Genomic DNA, 16501 nt, shown 5'->3' on the forward strand with positions numbered 1-16501 from the left:
CGCCCGCATCTTCAACTGAAAGCCTGACCCGATGAGCATTCCGACCACCCGTCTCGGCCGCACCGGCCTTACCGTTTCCCGCCTCGCGCTCGGCACGATGACCTTTGGCCTTCAGACCGAGGAGGCCGTCGCGCATCAGATTCTGACCAAGGCGGCTTCGGCCGGCGTCAATTTTCTCGACACCGCCGACGTCTATCCGCTCGGCGGCGACCTCAACACTGTCGGGCGCACCGAAGAAATCGTCGGCCGCTGGCTCAAAGGCCAGCGTCAATCTTATGTCCTGGCGACCAAGGCTGTGGGCAGGATGGGACCGAACCCATGGAACCAGGGCGCGTCGCGCAAGCACCTGCTCGACGCGATCGACGCTTCGCTGCGTCGCCTGCAGACCGACTATGTCGATCTCTACCAATTGCATTCCGACGATCCCGCGACGCCCTTGGATGAGGCGCTGGAGGCGCTGGACGCGATCGTGAAATCCGGCAAGGCGCGCTATGTCGGCGTGTCCAACTTCCTCGCCTACCGCGTCGCGACGACGCTGGGCCGTTCCGATCTCAAGGGCTGGGGGCGCATCGTCTCGCTACAGCCGCGCTACAGCCTGTTGTTCCGCGAGATCGAACGCGAGTTACTGCCGCTGGCCCTGGACGAGGGCCTCGGCGTGATCCCCTACAACCCTCTGGCCGGCGGCCTGCTAACCGGCAAGCACCGGCCCGGCTCCGCGCCGACGCCGGGCACGCGTTTCACTTTGGGGACGACCGCCGAGCGCTATCAGGATCGCTACTGGAACGAGCGCGCCTTCGCGACGGTCCAAAGCCTGCAGCGCCTCGCGGCGGAAGCGGGGGTGTCGCTGACCACATTGTCGGTCGCCTGGACGCTCGCCAATCCCGCCATTACCGCGCCGCTGCTGGGCGCCAGCCGCCCCGAACAACTCGACGACACCCTCGCGGCGGCGACCTACCGGCTCGATCCCGCGCTCAAGCAGAAACTCGACGAACTCACCGTCGATTATCGCCGCGGCGATGCGGCGCGGTGAACGCGACGAGGCGCAGCGGCGCTTCCGCGCAAAGCCTACGAAAGAAGTGGGACTGACATCTTCAGTCCTTCCAGAAGCGCGTCGCGGAAAACCGCGATGGGACGCGCGAGACGGCCAGCCGGCGGCCGATGCAGCATCCATGATCGCACCTGCGGACGAAAATCGATGGAGTCGATCACTTCGACCGCGTCGCGCCAGGGGCTTCCGGCAAATGCAGCCGGCGTGACGACGCCGATCCCGAGGCCGCGCGCAACCAGCGACAGCCGAAGGTCGGCGCTGAGCGCTTCGACGCCCACCTGAAAGGGGAGGCGCGCCGCATCGAAACTATGGCGGATGAAAGCGCGAAATCCGCAACCGCTTTCATTCATCACCCAGGGAAAGCGCGAGAGATCGAACAAGTTCGCGGGCCTGGGCACGCCAAGACCCGGCGAAGCGACAAGCAACACCGCCTGCGCGCCGAGATCCTCGCTGACCAGATCCTCCGGCGGGCTGACGGCGTCGGCAAGACAAAGCGCCGCCGCGTCGAGCTCGCTGCGAGCGACCTGTTCCAGCAGCCGCATCGACCAGCCAGATGTGATGCGCAGCGTCAGTTGCGGAAATTCGCTGCGCAAGCGATCGAGAGGCAACGCGAGCGCGGCGTCTGAGAGATAGGGCATGATCCCAAGCCGGAACTCGCCCCTGACGTCTCCTTCCGGCGAAACGCCCGCTTTCATATCCTCGAGCGAGCGCAGCACGCGTCGTCCGTGCTCGTAGGCCTCGCGCCCGGAGGAGGTCGGCTTCAGCGGTTTCGACTGCCGGTCGAGAAGCGCGGAAGCGAGGCCTTCCTCAAGATTCTGGATACGCCGCGTGACCCCCGGCTGGGTGAGATTCAGCCTCGCCGACGCCGCCACGATCGAACCGGTCTCCACCACGGCGACAAAGGCTTCGATATCATGGATGTTCATGCGGTATCCTCATAATCATTATATCTTCAATTTAATTGTATCATGATGCGCCTTGGGAATAAAGCTTTCAGTCGATATGCAACACATTCAATCGATTGGAGCCTTGATGTCCGCAACCAACGACGCCGCCGCCCGCGAGGCGGCGCCGCAACAGCCCGCGAACGCCATCACCGGCCCGCTCACGCTTCTGCTTGCAGCCGCGGTGGGCGTGATCGTCACCAATCTTTTCGCCTCGCAGACCCTGATTGGGCTGATCGGGCCGTCGCTGGGGTTCGATGCCGCCGGCGGCGGACTCATCGCGACGGCAACCCTGCTGGGATACGCCACGGGGCTATTCCTTTTGGTCCCGCTCGCCGATCTCCTGGAAAACCGCGGGCTGGTCGTGCGCATGCTCGCCTGCGCGGCGCTGGTCGCGGGCGCGGCGGCGCTGGCCCCAACCGCTGCAACCCTGCTGATGGCGCTGTTCGTCCTTGGCGCGGCCTGTTCCGCCATTCAGATCCTGGTCCCGATCGCCGCTTCCATGGCGCCGCCCGAGCGGCGCGGCCGCGTCATCGGCGACGTCATGAGCGGGCTGATGATCGGCATCCTTCTGTCGCGGCCGCTCGCCAGCCTCATCGCCGATTCCTTCGGCTGGCGCGCCTTCTACGGCGTGAGCGCCCTGACGATGGCGACGCTGGCCGTCGTTCTCGCCATCCGCCTGCCCCAACGCCGGCCCATCGCGCAATCGGGATACCTGGCTCTGATCGCTTCGCTGTGGCGTCTGCTCGGCGCCGAGCCCGTGCTGCGGCGCCGGGCGCTGACCGCGAGCCTCGCCATGGCGGCGTTCAGCCTGTTCTGGACATCGGTCGCCCTCCGGCTTTCGCAACCGCCTTTCGATCTCGGTCAACGCGGCGTTGCTCTGTTTGCGCTTGTTGGCGCCGGAGGCGCGGCGGCGACGCCTTTCTTCGGACGGGCGGGCGACCGAGGCTGGACGCGACCGGCGACGATTGCATCCCATCTCGTCATGATCGCAGCCCTGATGCTGGCAGCCTGGGCCGGGTCATCCCAAGCCGTCGGAACGCCGCTGCTGTCGCTCATTCTCATGGGCGTGAGCGCCGTGCTGCTCGATATCGGCGTCGTCGGCGACCAGACTCTCGGCCGCCGCGCCATCAACCTCCTGCAGCCGGAGGCGCGCGGCCGCCTCAATGGCCTGTTCGTCGGGCTTTTCTTCCTTGGCGGAGCCGTCGGTTCAACGGTCGCGGGCGTCGCCGGCGCCTGGGGCGGATGGACGTCGGTCTGCGTCATCGGCATGGCGTTCGGACTTGCCGCACTGATGGTCGATTGGCTCGGGAAATCCGTATGAGCCGCCCCCCTTTCGTCCGATCGGCGCCCTTAACCGGAACGATCATGACGAAAGGCCGGCGCTGCCCAGAATCTGCTCCACCGCCGCTTCGGGCGACAAGGCGCCCTGCCCGACCTCGCGCTCGATTTGCACAAGCCGCGCCTTGACCGCGTGATGGTCGAGCACGCGCCGCAGCAGACGCTCTTCGAGCAAAGCCCACATCCATTTGATCTGCTGGCGCTCGCGCTTGCGCTTGAGTTCGCCGCTGGCGCCGAGCACAGCGCGATGGCGTTCGATCTCGCTCCACATTTCCGCGAGGCCTTCATTGGCGAGACCGGAGACCAGCACCACCGGCGGCGTCCAGTTCGGCGAGGCCGGCGCAAGAATGCGCAAGGCGCCGCTATATTCGGTCGCGGCGACCCGTGCGCGGGCGGGATCGACATCCGCCTTGTTGACCGCCACCATATCGGCCTGTTCGATGATGCCTTTCTTGATGCCCTGCAATTCGTCGCCGGCGCCCGGCAGCGTCAGCACGAGGAAGAAATCGGTCATGTCGGCGACCGCGGTCTCCGACTGGCCGACGCCAACAGTCTCGATCAGCAGAATGTCGAAACCGGCCGCTTCGCAAAGGATCATCGTCTCGCGCGTTCGCGCGGCGACGCCGCCCAAAGTCCCCGCTGACGGCGAGGGGCGGATGAACGCGTTGGGATCGACCGCCAGTCGCGCCATCCGCGTCTTGTCGCCAAGAATCGAGCCGCCCGAGCTTTTCGACGAAGGATCGACCGCCAGAACGGCGATCCGATGGCCGCGCGCAGTGAGATTGGAGCCCAGCGTGTCGATCAAGGTGGATTTGCCGACGCCGGGAACGCCGGTGACCCCCACGCGCATCGCCGCGCCGGTCGAGGGCGCAAGGCGCTGGACCAGCGCCCTTGCAGTGCGCTGATGGTCGCTTCTCCGGCTCTCGACGAGCGTGATGGCGCGCGCCAGCGCCGCCCGGTCTCCCGAGCGAAGCCTTTGCGCCATATCTTCAGGGGACGATTCGCGTTCTCGCATGAACGCAGTTTACCACCGCTCTGACCTGAGGTTGGCCGCAAACATCGCGGGTCGGCAGACGAAGCCGGTTCTCACGCGCTCAGGGTCCGCAGTTCGCCTTGGGCAATACCCAGCAACGTGCGGCCAAGCAGCGCCGCGATCACGAACGTCGCCAAGGCGAGTAGCGCGATGGCGATGGCGTCCGTCGTGAGGCTCGGCTGGGCTGCGGCGAAGCGCAGAGCGGCGATGCTGGACGCCGCGAGCGGAAAGCTGACGGCCCACCACGACACCTTGAACGGACAGCACATCATCAAATTGCGTAATTGCCCCAACAATACCGCCAGCACGAACAGCGTCAGCATGTAGAGCGACTGCGCAAACAGGTCCAATTGTCCGGTCGCAACTTCATAGGTCGAATAGCCGACGCTGAAGGGAGCGACCAGGATCAACAGTGTCGGTTTCAGCGCATCCGGCATCGGCGGCTCGAACAGCAGTCGCGAAAATATCAGCGTAAAGAGCGGAACCGCGAAGAAAAGCCCGACGGCCAGGGATAGAACCATGAGGCCGTGCAAGGGCGGCAGATCCAGCGAGGGCAACGCAAGCGGCACGTCCAGCATGCCCACGAGGGGTATGATCCAGGCCGGCGTCGCGTGCGCGACCTGTTGCCGGTCGCTCATCCAGCGGCTGATCATCAGCCACGCGAACAGCACCATCGCGACCGCGCCAACCACCCACAAGCAACGCGCAATGGGCAGGCTGAGCGGCGCAACGACGATCGGCAACAGCAGTAGGCTGATCAGAAACGTGCCAAACAGATTGCCGGCGATCGGGTGACGGAACTCAGCCAGTACCGCGTCTGGCGCTGTCGCCAGCTTCACGGCATATCCGAGCGTCAGGGCGACAAAGGCTGCAATGGCTACCCAACCGATGGCCGTGGAGAGCCATTCCGGCGCGCCATACCGCGCATACGCCAGTCGCCACGCGACGCTCAGTCCGGTCAGGCCCATGACGGACCCAAAGAGGCCGATAGGCAAGTAATCAAGCTGCCGCCAAGCGGCGGCGGTTTGGGATTTTGTCTCCACGCTCGCTACGTCGATATTCGAACTCATCGCCTGATCTCCTGGGAAGGACAGTATGCGCAATCGTCGACGCGGTCGCGAGCTTCGTTCGCGACAGGCTGAGAAACTCAAGCTATCGAACGGTTCTCGGAGACGATTGACCCAAAATGCGGGATATCGAAGGAGTTCGCTCATGATCCCTCTCCCTCTCCGATATCGACCGCAAGCTTGCCTCGCGCCGTGCGATCCGTGATCGCGCGGTACGCTTCGCCAACCGTCGCTAGCGTGAAATGGCGTGTATCCAGCGACGGCAAGAGCTGGCCATTCTCGGCCAACCGGGTCGCCTCGGCGAGTATCTCGCCATGGTGGGCGCGTCCCTCACCCGTCAGGAGCGGCAGCAAGGTGAAAACGCCAGAATAGCTTGCGGCCCTGAACGACAGCGGCGCCAGCGCATGCGCCCCCCACCCAAGCGAACTGACCACATGGCCGAATCTATGGACCGCAACGAAAGCGTCATCCAATGCTCTACCGCCAATCGTGTCATAGACGAGGTCGAAGCCACGGGCTCCAGTCAGGCGGCGCACAAAGTCTTCCACTAACTCAGAGCGATCAATGAAGCCGGCCCCGAGACGCTCAATCGTCTCGCGACTAGACGGCGATCCTGTTGCGAACACTTTAGCGCCGCGCGCTACAGCGATCTGGATGGCCATCTGACCGACGCCGCCGGCGCCGCCCAGCACTAACACGGTCTGGCCGGAGCGGACCGCCATGCGATCGACCAGGCCCTCCCAGGCCGTGATGAAAACCAGCGGAAGAACGCTCGCTTCCCGCATGCTGAGATTGGCTGGCTTGAGCGCTAGCAAGCTGGCGTCGACGGCGGCGTATTGGGCCAGCGATCCTTGATGGCCGCCGACGCCCCCGGTCATGCCAAATACCTCATCGCCAGTCCGGAAGCGCGTCACGCCCGCCCCAAGCGCCTCGATTGTGCCAGCGAGGTCTATGCCGAGAATGGCCGGCAACGGGTGCCTCGCGTGGTCCGCCTCGCCCATATGGATTTTCGTATCGAGCGGGTTCACGCCGCTCGAGGCCACGCGCACCAAGACTTGGTCTCTACTGGGAACCGGCCGGCTAACCGCGCCGAGGCGGAAGGGTGCGCCATGCGCCTCCAGGATCGCGGCTTGCATCGTGGGACGGGTGATCATCGCTGTGGCTCCTGTTGTGCGCGCAGCATCGGCGCTATCGTTGCGCATGACGATCATCGATACTGCACGAAGTCCATGCAGCTCTGTTTGGGTCGGGTGTCGCGATGGAATGGGGCGATCTTCGCGTTTTCCTAGCTGTTGCGCGTGAAGGCACGCTCGGAGCGGCGGCGCGCAGGCTCGGTCAAACGCAACCGACAATGGGGCGCCGCCTGCGCGCGCTGGAAGCGGCAGTCGGACAGGTGCTGTTTCAGCGCACAGGCGAGGGGTTCGTGCTGACGGACGAGGGAGCATCCGTTCTCGGCCACGCAGAGCGTGTGGAAGAGGAGGTCCTGGCGTTCCAGCGGGAGTTGATCGGCCAGGAGGCGCAGTTGGAGGGCATGTTGCGGCTCTCCTCCTCCGATTGGTTCGGAACATTCATGCTGGCGCCGGTCTTGGCTGAGTTCGGCCGACGACACCCAAAGGTCTGCGTCGAATTACTGACGGACGCTCGCCTTTTCAGCCTGCCGCGACGCGAAGCGGACATGGTGTTTCGCATTAAGCCTTTCGACGAGCCGGAGGTCATATCGCGTCGCTTGATGCACATCTCATACGCGCTCTATGGCCTGGCCGAGACGGAAAGACCCCGTCTGGGCGACGGAACCGGCTCGCGTGTTATCACGATGGACACTGCTTTCTCCGAAATGCCGGATGCCGTGTGGCTGAAACGATTGTTGCCGAATGCGATCGTGGCCTGCCGGAGCAACAACCGCGAGGTGCAAGCGCAACTCTGTGCAAACGGCGCTGGGCTGGCTGTTCTGCCACGCCCGCTCGGCGATGCGACGCCCAATATTGTGGCGTTGGCCCTCGATGAGCCGCCGCCGGGACGGGACACCTTCGTCGGATACCATCGCGATCTACGGCGCCTGGCCCGCATGCGCGAGCTGCTCGACCTGGTCATTGAAAGGCTCGCGAATCGACCGCTTGCCACGCATGGTCGTTGACAGGACCTCGACGGCATGGCGTCCGCATTTGAGAACCGCATTGGCCGGGACCGGCCTTCGGGCGCAAATCCTTCGTCGCTCCTGGACGGACGCAAGGCCTGCTAACCCCACCAGGCCGGTCGGGCCCCGCGAAACCGGCGCCCTTACGCGCGCCGCGTTCGCCATATCGGCGGCGCGTCCTATTCTCGCCATATCCATGGCCGAATAACGGCCTCAACTCTCTATCCAGACGCTCGTTCGGCCCGGCGCACAGCGTGCAAGCCGCTCTGGAATACCGGCCCAAAGCGGTCATGCTTCGAAGGACTAGTCAATGATCGCGGCCGTGCAACGCTATGGACGAGGGCTTCGACGGGCCTGCCGCCCCCTCGCCGTCCTTGCGTTATGTGCGCTTGTCAGCGCCTGTATGGAGACCGATGTCGAAGGCGCGGCCAATTACGTCGGCTCGATGGGCGGCATGCTGGACCATTCGCCGCCCGCCCGGCCGAGCATGGTGCAGATTTTCATCGCCTCGACGCGCAAGGGCGAAAGCGGCGCGGCGGCGCAACAGGCCTCGACGGAAGGCACGCGCTACGCGCTGACGACGCTGACCTTTCCGCCAGGACATAAGGCCGGCGCGATCGAGCGCCCGATGTGGGGTTCGGGCAACGCGAGCGACCATGTCGTCGTCGCGGGCCGGCGCGAGCTCGACGCCGATGAGTTCCGCGCAGAACTCGCCTCGCATATTTCGGGCCGCATCGGCGTCAACCGCGACATTCTCGTTTTCGTGCATGGCTTCAATACGAGCTTCGAAGAGGCGCGCTGGCGCGCCGGGCAGATCGCCGCCGACAGCCATTTTGGCGGCGTGCCGATCCTGTTCACCTGGCCGACGCGCGGCGGCGTGCTCGCCTATGCCTCGGACAAGGATAGCGCGACCGCCTCGCGCGACGCATTCGAGGAATTGCTGCAAAATCTCGCCAAAACGCCTGGCCTCGGGCGCATCCATATTCTCGCCCATTCGATGGGCTGCTGGCTGACGATGGAAGCCTTGCGGGAAATCGCCATTTCGGGAGATCGCGATCTTGGCGGACATCTGGGCGAGGTGATGCTGGCGGCGCCGGATATCGACATGGACGTTTTCGCCAAGCAAATGGCGCGCATAACGCCCGCCGACGTGACGGTGTTCGCCACCGCCAACGATCGCGCGCTTTCGCTCTCGAGCTGGATCGCCGACGCCCGCCAGCGCGTCGGCGCGATCGACCCTGCAAAACCGAAAGACAAGGCGGCGCTCGAAGAGCTCGGCGTCAAGGTCTACGACCTCTCTTCCTTTTCGGATGGCCTTGTCGGCCACGGCCTCTATGCCGACACGCCCGATGTGATCCATGCGATCGGCGCGCAATTGACCGCGCCGAGGGCGCAGGAAGTCAATACGGTTTCGGTCATCGACGCGACCGGCGATAGCAGCGCGCCAAACGCCCCGCCGGTCGTCCCTGCGGCCGCGGCGCCCCCGCCTGCCCCCGGGGCTGTCGCCACAACGCCCTTGGCCCCCCCGACGCAATAGAAACGCAGGGAAGACGCCGACCCCCCCTTAACTGGCCTCTCCCTCCGCCGACGCATGCGCGCCCGCGCGCCGCAGCGCCGCGATCGCCTGATCGGCGGCGGCGACGCCGGTGAGAAATGCGCCATGGGCGGTGGAATAATCGTTCGTCGAGCAGGCCTCCCCGGCGAAAAAGAGCCGGTCGTCCACTGGCGCCGCGAGCGCGGAACGGCAATCGGCCTTGCCTGGCAGGGCGTAGGAATAAGAGCCGCGCGAGAGGGGATCGCTCGCCCAGCCATGGAGCTGGAGCGGCGCCACGCGACGCGCAAAGCCGGCGCCGAACAGGCGGACGAGTTCTGTGACCGCGAAGTCGAAGAACGCGGCGATGCCGCCGGCCTCAAGCTCCGCCGCAAGCGCGCCGCCGAAATAGGCTTCGATCATCGGCCTGCCGAACGGCCTGAATTGATAGGCCGCCGTCGCGGCGCTATTGGCGGCGCCAAAAGCGCGGCTTTCTCGATCGAACTCCTCCGCATTCGCCAGCGAAAGGAACAGCTTGTCCGCGAGCCCTAGGGGCAGGCCCGCCGCCGCCGCGGTTTTCCCAGGCAGGGCCGGCAGGAACAAATCTTGCTGCTCGGCGATCAGGTTGCTCGGCAGCGTGACGATGACCGCATTTGCGACGATCGCGCCCCGTGTCGTTTCCACGCGCAATCGCTTGCCGCGACGGTCGATGCGCTCAACCTTGCAATCGAATTCGACCGCCAGATCGGCGCCATAGGCTGCGATGACGCGTCCATAGCCTTCGGCGACGCGCCAATTCACGCCATCATCGTCGTAGCGGGCGAGATCGCGCGCGGATACGAGGTCGAGCTCGGCGCCGCTGTAATAGGTGCTGACCGCGTCGATCAGACCGTTCCAGCGATTGCCCGGCTCAAGAAACGCCGCCACCGGACGGTCCGCCTCGTCCTCGGCGAAAGAATCGGCGCGACGGCGAAAGCCCTGCAGCGCCTCGCTGAAGGCGGCGCCTTCGAAGGCCAGAGCGCCGGCCTGAACCCAGGGGCGCGTCCAGGGCGGCGGCGTCCTGTCGATCGCGCAGCCCTGCGCCTCGGCGATCGCAACCCAGGGGTTGCGATCGGCCGAATGAAACCAGCCGCAGCCAAGATCGAGCGGGACGCCGGCCGCGCTGACGACCGTCCAGGCCCGCCCGCCGAGCCGCGGCCGCGCCTCGACAAGCAGCGCGTCGACGCCCGCCGCTTGCAGACGGCGCGCAGCGGCGATTCCCGCCGCGCCGCCGCCGACAACCACAACTTCGGCCTCGCTCTTCGTCATTCCATAGATTTCCATGCTGATCCGAGGCCGACGATCGCATTTTTGTGCGCGTTTTGACAGTCGCGCGGCGCGTCGAAATCGCCTCGCCCGCGTGAGCCCAAGGTCATCACAGGCGCTCGCCGCATCAAGTCTTCGGCAGGCGAGCCAATTCCTCTCGCATGCGGCGATAGAGCTCCACAGGATCGGTGCAATGGCGCAGCCACAGACAATTGTCCTTCTGCCCCGTCTGCCTCAGCCAATCGACGACCGTCATGCCGGTCGTCAAGCGTCCCGCGCATTCGATGTCGACGGGGCATCGCTTCCCCTCGAAAAGATCCGGCCATAGCAAAGCGCCGACGGCGATCGCGTCATGGAGTGGGCGGGACGGCGTGCCATATTTCCGGTTTCCGTATTGCTCGAAGAAACGCATCATGCCGCCGCAGGCGCGGCCGACATCGCTGCCGAGCGCTTCAAGTTCCGCCGACCAGCCGACAGGCGCCGGCGCGCTATGCGTGCAATCGAGTGGCGTCGCGACGATGTCGACGCCCGAATTCAAAACGATGGCGGCGGCTTCGGGATCGACAAGGATGTTATATTCCGCGGCGGGCGTCATATTGCCGCCCTCGAAATACCCGCCTCCCATGAAGACGATGCGCTTGATCCGGCCCGCGATCGCCGGGGCCCGGCAAAGCGCCAGGGCGAGATTGGTCTGAGGCGCCAGAGCGATCAGGCTGACGTCGCCGCTCGGCTCGCGCAGGAGCGTCTCCACCATCCAATCGACCGCATGCTTGGCCTCAGCGCCCTTCTTCGCCGGCGCCCAATCCCAGCCGTCGATGCCGGTCGCGCCGTGGATTTCCGGAACTGGACGGGCCGGCCGCAGGATTGGCCTTTCCGCGCCGGCGAAAACCTTGACGTCGCCATGTCCGGCCAGTTCCAGGATGCGGCGCGCATTATCGGCCGTCTGCGTCACCGACACATTGCCGGCGACCGTCGTGACGCCGAGGACCTCGATTTCCGGCGAGGCCAGCGCCAGCAGCAGTGCAAAGGCGTCGTCCTGTCCAGGATCGGTGTCGATGATCACGCGATGCATAAAAAACTCTCAGGATGAAGGGCGAGGAGGCGATCCGCCCATGAATTGGGCTTTCAGCAGATGACCTGCTCAAAGGCGCAGGGAGGAAAAATGCCAGAAATCCGCGGAAGTCCAGTTTCTATCTTGGTTGGCACGAATCCTGTATACAGAATCCCATAGCAGTTTTCATACCAATCGGGAGTTCATGATGCGAGGCGAGTTTTCAGAAATCCCCGTGATCGACGTCTCTTCTCTCGCGGCGGACGGCAGCCAGGAAGCGCGCGCTAAAACCGTCGCGGCGCTGCGCAACGCGCTCGAGCGCTCTGGGTTCGCCTATCTCAGCGGACACGGAATAGCCCAGGACATGATCGATCGGTTGCGCGGCCTGTCCCAGGCGTTTCATGCGCTCCCGATGGAAGCCAAGCAGCGCATCGTGATGAACGAATATCACCGCGGCTACATGCCATTCTCGTCTTCCACCATCGTGACGTCGACCGTGGCGAAGGTGACGCGCCCCAATCAGAGCGAGTCGCTGATGATCATGCAGGAAGTGTCCCCGGATGACCCTGCCTATGGCGAGCCTCTGCGAGGGCCGAATCAATGGCCCGAAGAATTGCCCGAATTCCGCGGGGTCGCGCTGGACTATATGGAGAAGATGACCGGGCTCGGCATGAGGATGGCGGGCGGCCTTGCCGAGGCGCTCAATCTCCCCCGCGACTGGTTTTTGCCTTTCTTCCAGAAGCCAACGCTGTTTCTCCGCCTGCTCCACTATCCGCGCCAGCCCGACGAAGCGGGCCTGTTCGGTTCGGCGCCGCATACCGATTACGGATTCATCACGATCCTCGGCCAGGACGAAGTTGGCGGCCTCGAAGTCCGCAATCGTCATAACGAATGGATCGCCGCGCCGCCCCTTGCGGGCACATTCGTGATGAATGTCGGCGACATCCTGCAGCGTTGGTCGAACGGGCTTTTCGCATCGACGCCGCATCGCGTGCGCAACCTCAAGCCGGTCGCCCGCTATTCCATGCCGTTCTTCTTCGACCCTTCCATGGACGCCACGGTGGCTTGCCCGCCACAGATCCTCGAGGGCGGTCAAGAGCCGAGCCACGCCCCAGTCGTTTACGGCGACTACCTCCTGGAGCGGCTCAACAAGAACTACGATTACCGCAAGAAAGCGTCCTGAACTCTCAACTAGCAATGCGCATACGAAGGCCTGTCAAACCCTCCAGAAAATGGGGATCGAGCGATGATCGAAGCGAACAGACGCGAACTCCTATTGGCGCTCGCCGGCCTCGCCGGCGTTGGAATTCTCAAGTTTCCGACGATCGCAATGGCCGCCGAAGAGCTTGTGGTGACAACCTATGGCGGCAGTTGGGAGCAATTCTGGCGCGCGTCGCTGCTTCCCGCTTTCACGAAAAAGACCGGCGATGCGCCAAAGCTTGACGTCGCGCTCGGCCGCGTCATCACCACGAACATGCGCGCGGCCGGCGTCGGACATTCGCCTTACGGCGTCGTGATGACCAACGAAATCTACGCCACGGTGCTGCGCTCCGAAGGGCATTTCGAGAAACTCAATCTCGATAAAATCCCCAGTTACGCCGACCTTTATCCCGTCGCGACCGGGACCGACGGCTGGGCGGCGGTCGGACTGATTTCTCCCATCGGAATCGGCTATCGAACCGATATGGTCGCTACATCGCCAAAATCCTGGAAGGATTTCTGGAACAACCCGGAATTCAAAGGCAAAACCGGCCTCTACAGCATCCAGAACTCGGCGGGCAAAATGATGCTCATGCTCGCTTCGCTGATGTATGGCGGAGACATTCACAACATCGATGTCGGCTTCCGGAAGCTCGCGGAACTCGGCAAAGTGATGCAAACCGATTTCAACATGTCGACGATGATGTCGACCGGCGAGGTCGTCATTGCGCCATTCGACTTTGGCGAGATCGCGCGCCTGAGAAACCAGGGACTCCCCGTCGACTGCGTTATCCCCGAAGAAGGTCTGTTGATGTGGGATCAGACCTTCAACATCGCCAAAGGCCTGGCCACGTCCGATCTTGCCAATTCCTACATCGATTTCATCCTGAGTCCGCAAGGCCAGGACCTGCTGATGCGCACCTTCTTCGTGTCGCCGGTCAATCGAAAGGTCGAGATACCGGCCGATCTGAGACGCGACGTTCCCGTTTCAGGCAATGACATGGAGCGCTTCATCAAATGGGACTGGGAGTTCATGAACAAGAACGCGGAGACGATCGCCCGCCGTTGGAACGACACATTTGGCGCTTGACGCCGCGCGCTGGCCAGTCGCCAACCATGCGCCTGGAGAGAGCCGATTTAGCCAGGGCCGCTCATGACTGAAGTCTCCATTCTTTCGCTCGTCAAACGTTATGGCGACCATGCGGCGATCGACGCAATCACTCTGAAGGTGAAGCAAGGCGAATTCGTCTCGCTCCTCGGCCCCAGCGGCTGCGGAAAAACCACGACGCTGAAATGTCTTGCCGGTTTCGAAGAGGCGGATGACGGACGGATATTGTTCGACGGCGTCGACGTTTCGCGCCTGCCGCCCGAACAGCGTGACATCGGCATGGTGTTTCAGAACTATGCGCTGTTCCCACATATGAACGTCGCGCAAAATCTCGCCTTCGGGCTGGAGATGCGGAAAGTGTCGCGGCCCGAGATCAAGCGACGGGTCGATGCCGCGCTCGAACTTGTGCAGCTTTCCGGGCTCGGCAAGCGCTATCCGCGCGAATTGTCCGGCGGACAGCAGCAACGCGTCGCTTTGGCGCGCGCGCTGGTCATCGAGCCGAAGATTCTGCTTCTCGACGAACCGCTCGCCAATCTCGACGCGAAATTGCGCGACGAGATGCGCACCTTCATCCGGGAGCTCCAGCAGCGCGTCGGCATTACGACCATCTATGTCACCCACGATCAGGCCGAAGCGATGACCATGTCGGACAAGGTCGTCGTCATGTTCGCCGGGCGCATTGCTCAGGCCGATGATCCCGAGACAATTTATGATCGCCCCGTCAACCGGGCGGTGGCGGCCTTTGTCGGGCAGGCCAACATCCTGTCCTGCACGGCGCCTGACCCCGCCGGCGGCGCAACCGGCCTCAGGACCGCCGGCGGCGCCATCCCCATCCCGAATGCGCTCTCCGATAAGAACTTCACAACCATCGACATTATGGCCCGTCCCGAGGCCATCCGCATCGTCGCCGCCGATGATTCGCGAGCCCACCTCACTGGCCGGGTGGTCGGCCGCTATTTTCACGGCGCCTTTGTCGACTATCGCATCGCGCTCGCCGAAAACATCCTGACCGTGCAGGTCCCGCCGCCTGCCCGCTTCGGCGAAGGCGAGACCGTAGGTCTTGTCCTCGACCCCGCGCGACTCTGGCCGTTGCGGGACGCGGGATGAACCGTTCGCTTCGTCCCCTTTTCCTGATCGCTCCGGCGGCGATGCTGATCGGGGTTTTCCTGATTCTTCCTTATCTCAACATCATCGTGATGAGCTTTCGCGCGCCCGCTCAATCGACGCCTTACGGCCTCGGTTTCTCGACCGAGAGCTATGCGAGATTCTTTTCGGACAGCTATTATATTCGCGCCCTCGCCCAAACGCTGTGGCTCGGCCTGGCGACCACCGCGATTTGTCTTGTTCTGGGTTTTCCGGTCGCGCTGCAAATCGCCCGTTCGACCGCACGGTGGCGCGGCATTCTCTATGGCCTCACGCTTTCGCCGCTGCTGGTCGGCATCGTGGTTCGCAGCTTCGGCTGGACCATCCTGCTCGGCAACAACGGCGTCATCAATCGCGGCTTGCGCGAGCTTGGATTGATCGGCGCGCCCCTGCCGCTGATGTATAATTCCTTCGGCATTGTCGTGGCGCTCGCCCATGTCTTTCTGCCATTCATGATCCTACCGATCCTGAGCGCGTTGCAACTTGTCGATCCCGCGCTGGAAAATGCGGCGCGCTCGCTTGGCGCTTCGCGCATGACCGTCTTTCGACGCATCGTGCTTCCGCTCGCGCTGCCCGGCGTCCAGTCCGGCGTGATTCTCGTTTTCGTGCTCGCGGTCAGCGCCTATGTGACGCCGATGCTGGTCGGCGGCATGCGCGTCAAGACGATGGCGATGATCGTCGTTGATACGTTGCTCGACCAATTCCAGTGGCCGCTGGGGTCGGCGCTGGCGCTGATGTTGTCTTTGGCGACCGCGGCCGCTGTGCTGGTGTTCGTCAGCCTGACCCGGGTGCGCTGGCGATGAGAACGCGCGCCTCCTCCCTGATGCTCGGCGCTTTCTGCGCGCTCGTCTATCTCTATCTGCTCGCGCCGATCGTCGTCGTCGTGGGCGCCTCGCTCAACGCAGGGGCATTCCTCACCTTCCCGCCGCAAGGCCTCTCTCTTCGATGGTTCATCACCTTCCTGAATAACGCGGTCTTCATCGAAGCGATCTCCACCTCCCTTCGGCTGGCGTGCGCCGCCACCGCGATTTCCGCCGTCATCGGCACGGCCGCGGCGCTCTATTACGTGCGCTACGCCAAGGCCGCCAAGGAAGCGCTGCGCATCGGCATTCTGCTGCCGCTTGTCCTGCCCGAAATCCTGACGGCGATGGCGCTTCTCTTCTTTTTCTACCAGGTCGGCGTCGGCACGAAATATTGGGTGGCGATGCTTGTCGGCCATGTGCTGATTACGCTGCCGTTCGTCTTCCTGAATGTCGTGACGTCTCTGCATGGCTTCGATCCGAACTGGGAACTCGCCTCGCGCAGCCTTGGCGCCGATCGATGGACCGTCTTCAGGCGCATCACGCTTCCCCTGATGAAGCCCGGCCTGATCACCGGCTGCCTGTTCGCCTTCATCATCTCCTTTGACGCCTTCGGCGTCTCATTCCTTCTGAAGGACGTCGGCGCCGCCACCCTGCCGTTGCAACTCTTCGACTACCTGCGTTTCAACTTCACGCCGGAAGCTGCCGCGGTCTCAACCGTCAGTATCGGTCTGACATTGATCGTAATCCTGCTCGGCGAAAAGCTGGTAGGCTTGAAAACACAACGATTCTGAAC

At 63.9% G+C, this 16501-nt stretch carries 15 protein-coding genes; 9 read left to right on the forward strand and 6 right to left on the reverse strand.

All coding sequences use genetic code 11. The features are described 5' to 3' along the window. The first annotated feature begins 31 nt into the window (after positions 1–31). Positions 32–1030: an aldo/keto reductase gene (locus GSQ90_RS03690; protein WP_158813428.1), complete on the forward strand. Its 999-nt coding sequence runs from the start codon at positions 32–34 to the stop codon at positions 1028–1030. 35 nt (positions 1031–1065) lie between these two features. Here the strand turns inward: GSQ90_RS03690 and GSQ90_RS03695 are convergent, their stop codons facing one another. After that, on the reverse strand, positions 1066–1974 hold the full coding sequence (locus tag GSQ90_RS03695; RefSeq protein ID WP_158813430.1) for a LysR family transcriptional regulator: 909 nt from the start codon (positions 1972–1974) through the stop codon (positions 1066–1068). A gap of 106 nt (positions 1975–2080) precedes the next feature. Here GSQ90_RS03695 and GSQ90_RS03700 point away from each other — a divergent pair, with 106 nt between their 5' ends. Then, positions 2081–3316 carry an MFS transporter gene (locus GSQ90_RS03700; protein ID WP_158813432.1) on the forward strand — a complete coding sequence of 412 codons (1236 nt, stop codon included), beginning with the start codon at positions 2081–2083 and terminating at the stop codon, positions 3314–3316. Between the two features lie 42 nt (positions 3317–3358). Here the strand turns inward: GSQ90_RS03700 and meaB are convergent, their stop codons facing one another. From meaB to GSQ90_RS03715, 3 genes are all read right to left on the reverse strand, one after another. After that, a complete protein-coding gene (meaB, locus tag GSQ90_RS03705) occupies positions 3359–4348 on the reverse strand; it encodes a methylmalonyl Co-A mutase-associated GTPase MeaB (RefSeq protein WP_158813434.1) in 990 nt (329 codons plus the stop codon). Between the two features lie 71 nt (positions 4349–4419). Beyond that, on the reverse strand, positions 4420–5436 hold the full coding sequence (locus GSQ90_RS03710) for an SLAC1 anion channel family protein (RefSeq protein ID WP_158813436.1): 1017 nt from the start codon (positions 5434–5436) through the stop codon (positions 4420–4422). A 140-nt stretch (positions 5437–5576) separates the two neighbouring features. Continuing rightward, positions 5577–6587 carry a zinc-dependent alcohol dehydrogenase family protein gene (locus GSQ90_RS03715; RefSeq protein WP_158813438.1) on the reverse strand — a complete coding sequence of 337 codons (1011 nt, stop codon included), beginning with the start codon at positions 6585–6587 and terminating at the stop codon, positions 5577–5579. 104 nt (positions 6588–6691) lie between these two features. Here GSQ90_RS03715 and GSQ90_RS03720 point away from each other — a divergent pair, with 104 nt between their 5' ends. Then, positions 6692–7567 carry a LysR family transcriptional regulator gene (locus GSQ90_RS03720; RefSeq protein WP_158813440.1) on the forward strand — a complete coding sequence of 292 codons (876 nt, stop codon included), beginning with the start codon at positions 6692–6694 and terminating at the stop codon, positions 7565–7567. 403 nt (positions 7568–7970) lie between these two features. Beyond that, complete coding sequence (locus tag GSQ90_RS03725; protein WP_158813442.1) at positions 7971–9104, forward strand: alpha/beta hydrolase; 1134 nt, start codon at positions 7971–7973, stop codon at positions 9102–9104. A 27-nt stretch (positions 9105–9131) separates the two neighbouring features. Here GSQ90_RS03725 and GSQ90_RS03730 read toward each other — a convergent pair whose 3' ends face one another. Both GSQ90_RS03730 and GSQ90_RS03735 read right to left on the reverse strand, forming a co-directional pair. Beyond that, a complete protein-coding gene (locus tag GSQ90_RS03730) occupies positions 9132–10406 on the reverse strand; it encodes an NAD(P)/FAD-dependent oxidoreductase (RefSeq protein ID WP_158813444.1) in 1275 nt (424 codons plus the stop codon). A 124-nt stretch (positions 10407–10530) separates the two neighbouring features. Beyond that, a complete protein-coding gene (locus GSQ90_RS03735; protein WP_158813446.1) occupies positions 10531–11475 on the reverse strand; it encodes a nucleoside hydrolase in 945 nt (314 codons plus the stop codon). 214 nt (positions 11476–11689) lie between these two features. On the opposite strand from GSQ90_RS03735, the gene GSQ90_RS03740 reads away from it, so the two are divergent. From GSQ90_RS03740 to GSQ90_RS03760, 5 genes are all read left to right on the forward strand, one after another. After that, positions 11690–12637 carry an isopenicillin N synthase family oxygenase gene (locus GSQ90_RS03740; RefSeq protein WP_246731393.1) on the forward strand — a complete coding sequence of 316 codons (948 nt, stop codon included), beginning with the start codon at positions 11690–11692 and terminating at the stop codon, positions 12635–12637. Between the two features lie 63 nt (positions 12638–12700). Next, positions 12701–13744, forward strand: coding sequence for an extracellular solute-binding protein (locus GSQ90_RS03745; protein ID WP_158813451.1), 1044 nt, complete (start codon positions 12701–12703; stop codon positions 13742–13744). A 63-nt stretch (positions 13745–13807) separates the two neighbouring features. Further along, on the forward strand, positions 13808–14869 hold the full coding sequence (locus GSQ90_RS03750) for an ABC transporter ATP-binding protein (RefSeq protein ID WP_158813453.1): 1062 nt from the start codon (positions 13808–13810) through the stop codon (positions 14867–14869). Next, complete coding sequence (locus GSQ90_RS03755) at positions 14866–15708, forward strand: ABC transporter permease (protein WP_158813455.1); 843 nt, start codon at positions 14866–14868, stop codon at positions 15706–15708. Before GSQ90_RS03750 ends, GSQ90_RS03755 begins: the two co-directional genes overlap by 4 nt. Further along, positions 15705–16499 carry an ABC transporter permease gene (locus GSQ90_RS03760; protein ID WP_174247438.1) on the forward strand — a complete coding sequence of 265 codons (795 nt, stop codon included), beginning with the start codon at positions 15705–15707 and terminating at the stop codon, positions 16497–16499. The genes GSQ90_RS03755 and GSQ90_RS03760 overlap by 4 nt, the downstream gene beginning before the upstream one ends. Positions 16500–16501 lie beyond the last annotated feature (2 nt).

The sequence above is a fragment of the Methylocapsa sp. S129 genome (assembly GCF_009765995.1).
Taxonomy (GTDB): Bacteria; Pseudomonadota; Alphaproteobacteria; order Rhizobiales; family Beijerinckiaceae; genus Roseiarcus.

Excerpts from the sequence above, each read along its gene's own strand:
- GSQ90_RS03690 (WP_158813428.1), top strand. The coding sequence starts at position 32 with ATGAGCATTCCGACCACCCGTCTCGGCCGCACCGGCCTTACCGTTTCC.
- GSQ90_RS03695 (WP_158813430.1), bottom strand. The coding sequence starts at position 1,974 with ATGAACATCCATGATATCGAAGCCTTTGTCGCCGTGGTGGAGACCGGT.
- GSQ90_RS03700 (WP_158813432.1), top strand. The coding sequence starts at position 2,081 with ATGTCCGCAACCAACGACGCCGCCGCCCGCGAGGCGGCGCCGCAACAG.
- meaB (WP_158813434.1), bottom strand. The coding sequence starts at position 4,348 with ATGCGAGAACGCGAATCGTCCCCTGAAGATATGGCGCAAAGGCTTCGC.
- GSQ90_RS03710 (WP_158813436.1), bottom strand. The coding sequence starts at position 5,436 with ATGAGTTCGAATATCGACGTAGCGAGCGTGGAGACAAAATCCCAAACC.
- GSQ90_RS03715 (WP_158813438.1), bottom strand. The coding sequence starts at position 6,587 with ATGATCACCCGTCCCACGATGCAAGCCGCGATCCTGGAGGCGCATGGC.
- GSQ90_RS03720 (WP_158813440.1), top strand. The coding sequence starts at position 6,692 with ATGGAATGGGGCGATCTTCGCGTTTTCCTAGCTGTTGCGCGTGAAGGC.
- GSQ90_RS03725 (WP_158813442.1), top strand. The coding sequence starts at position 7,971 with ATGGAGACCGATGTCGAAGGCGCGGCCAATTACGTCGGCTCGATGGGC.
- GSQ90_RS03730 (WP_158813444.1), bottom strand. The coding sequence starts at position 10,406 with ATGACGAAGAGCGAGGCCGAAGTTGTGGTTGTCGGCGGCGGCGCGGCG.
- GSQ90_RS03735 (WP_158813446.1), bottom strand. The coding sequence starts at position 11,475 with ATGCATCGCGTGATCATCGACACCGATCCTGGACAGGACGACGCCTTT.
- GSQ90_RS03745 (WP_158813451.1), top strand. The coding sequence starts at position 12,701 with ATGATCGAAGCGAACAGACGCGAACTCCTATTGGCGCTCGCCGGCCTC.
- GSQ90_RS03750 (WP_158813453.1), top strand. The coding sequence starts at position 13,808 with ATGACTGAAGTCTCCATTCTTTCGCTCGTCAAACGTTATGGCGACCAT.
- GSQ90_RS03755 (WP_158813455.1), top strand. The coding sequence starts at position 14,866 with ATGAACCGTTCGCTTCGTCCCCTTTTCCTGATCGCTCCGGCGGCGATG.
- GSQ90_RS03760 (WP_174247438.1), top strand. The coding sequence starts at position 15,705 with ATGAGAACGCGCGCCTCCTCCCTGATGCTCGGCGCTTTCTGCGCGCTC.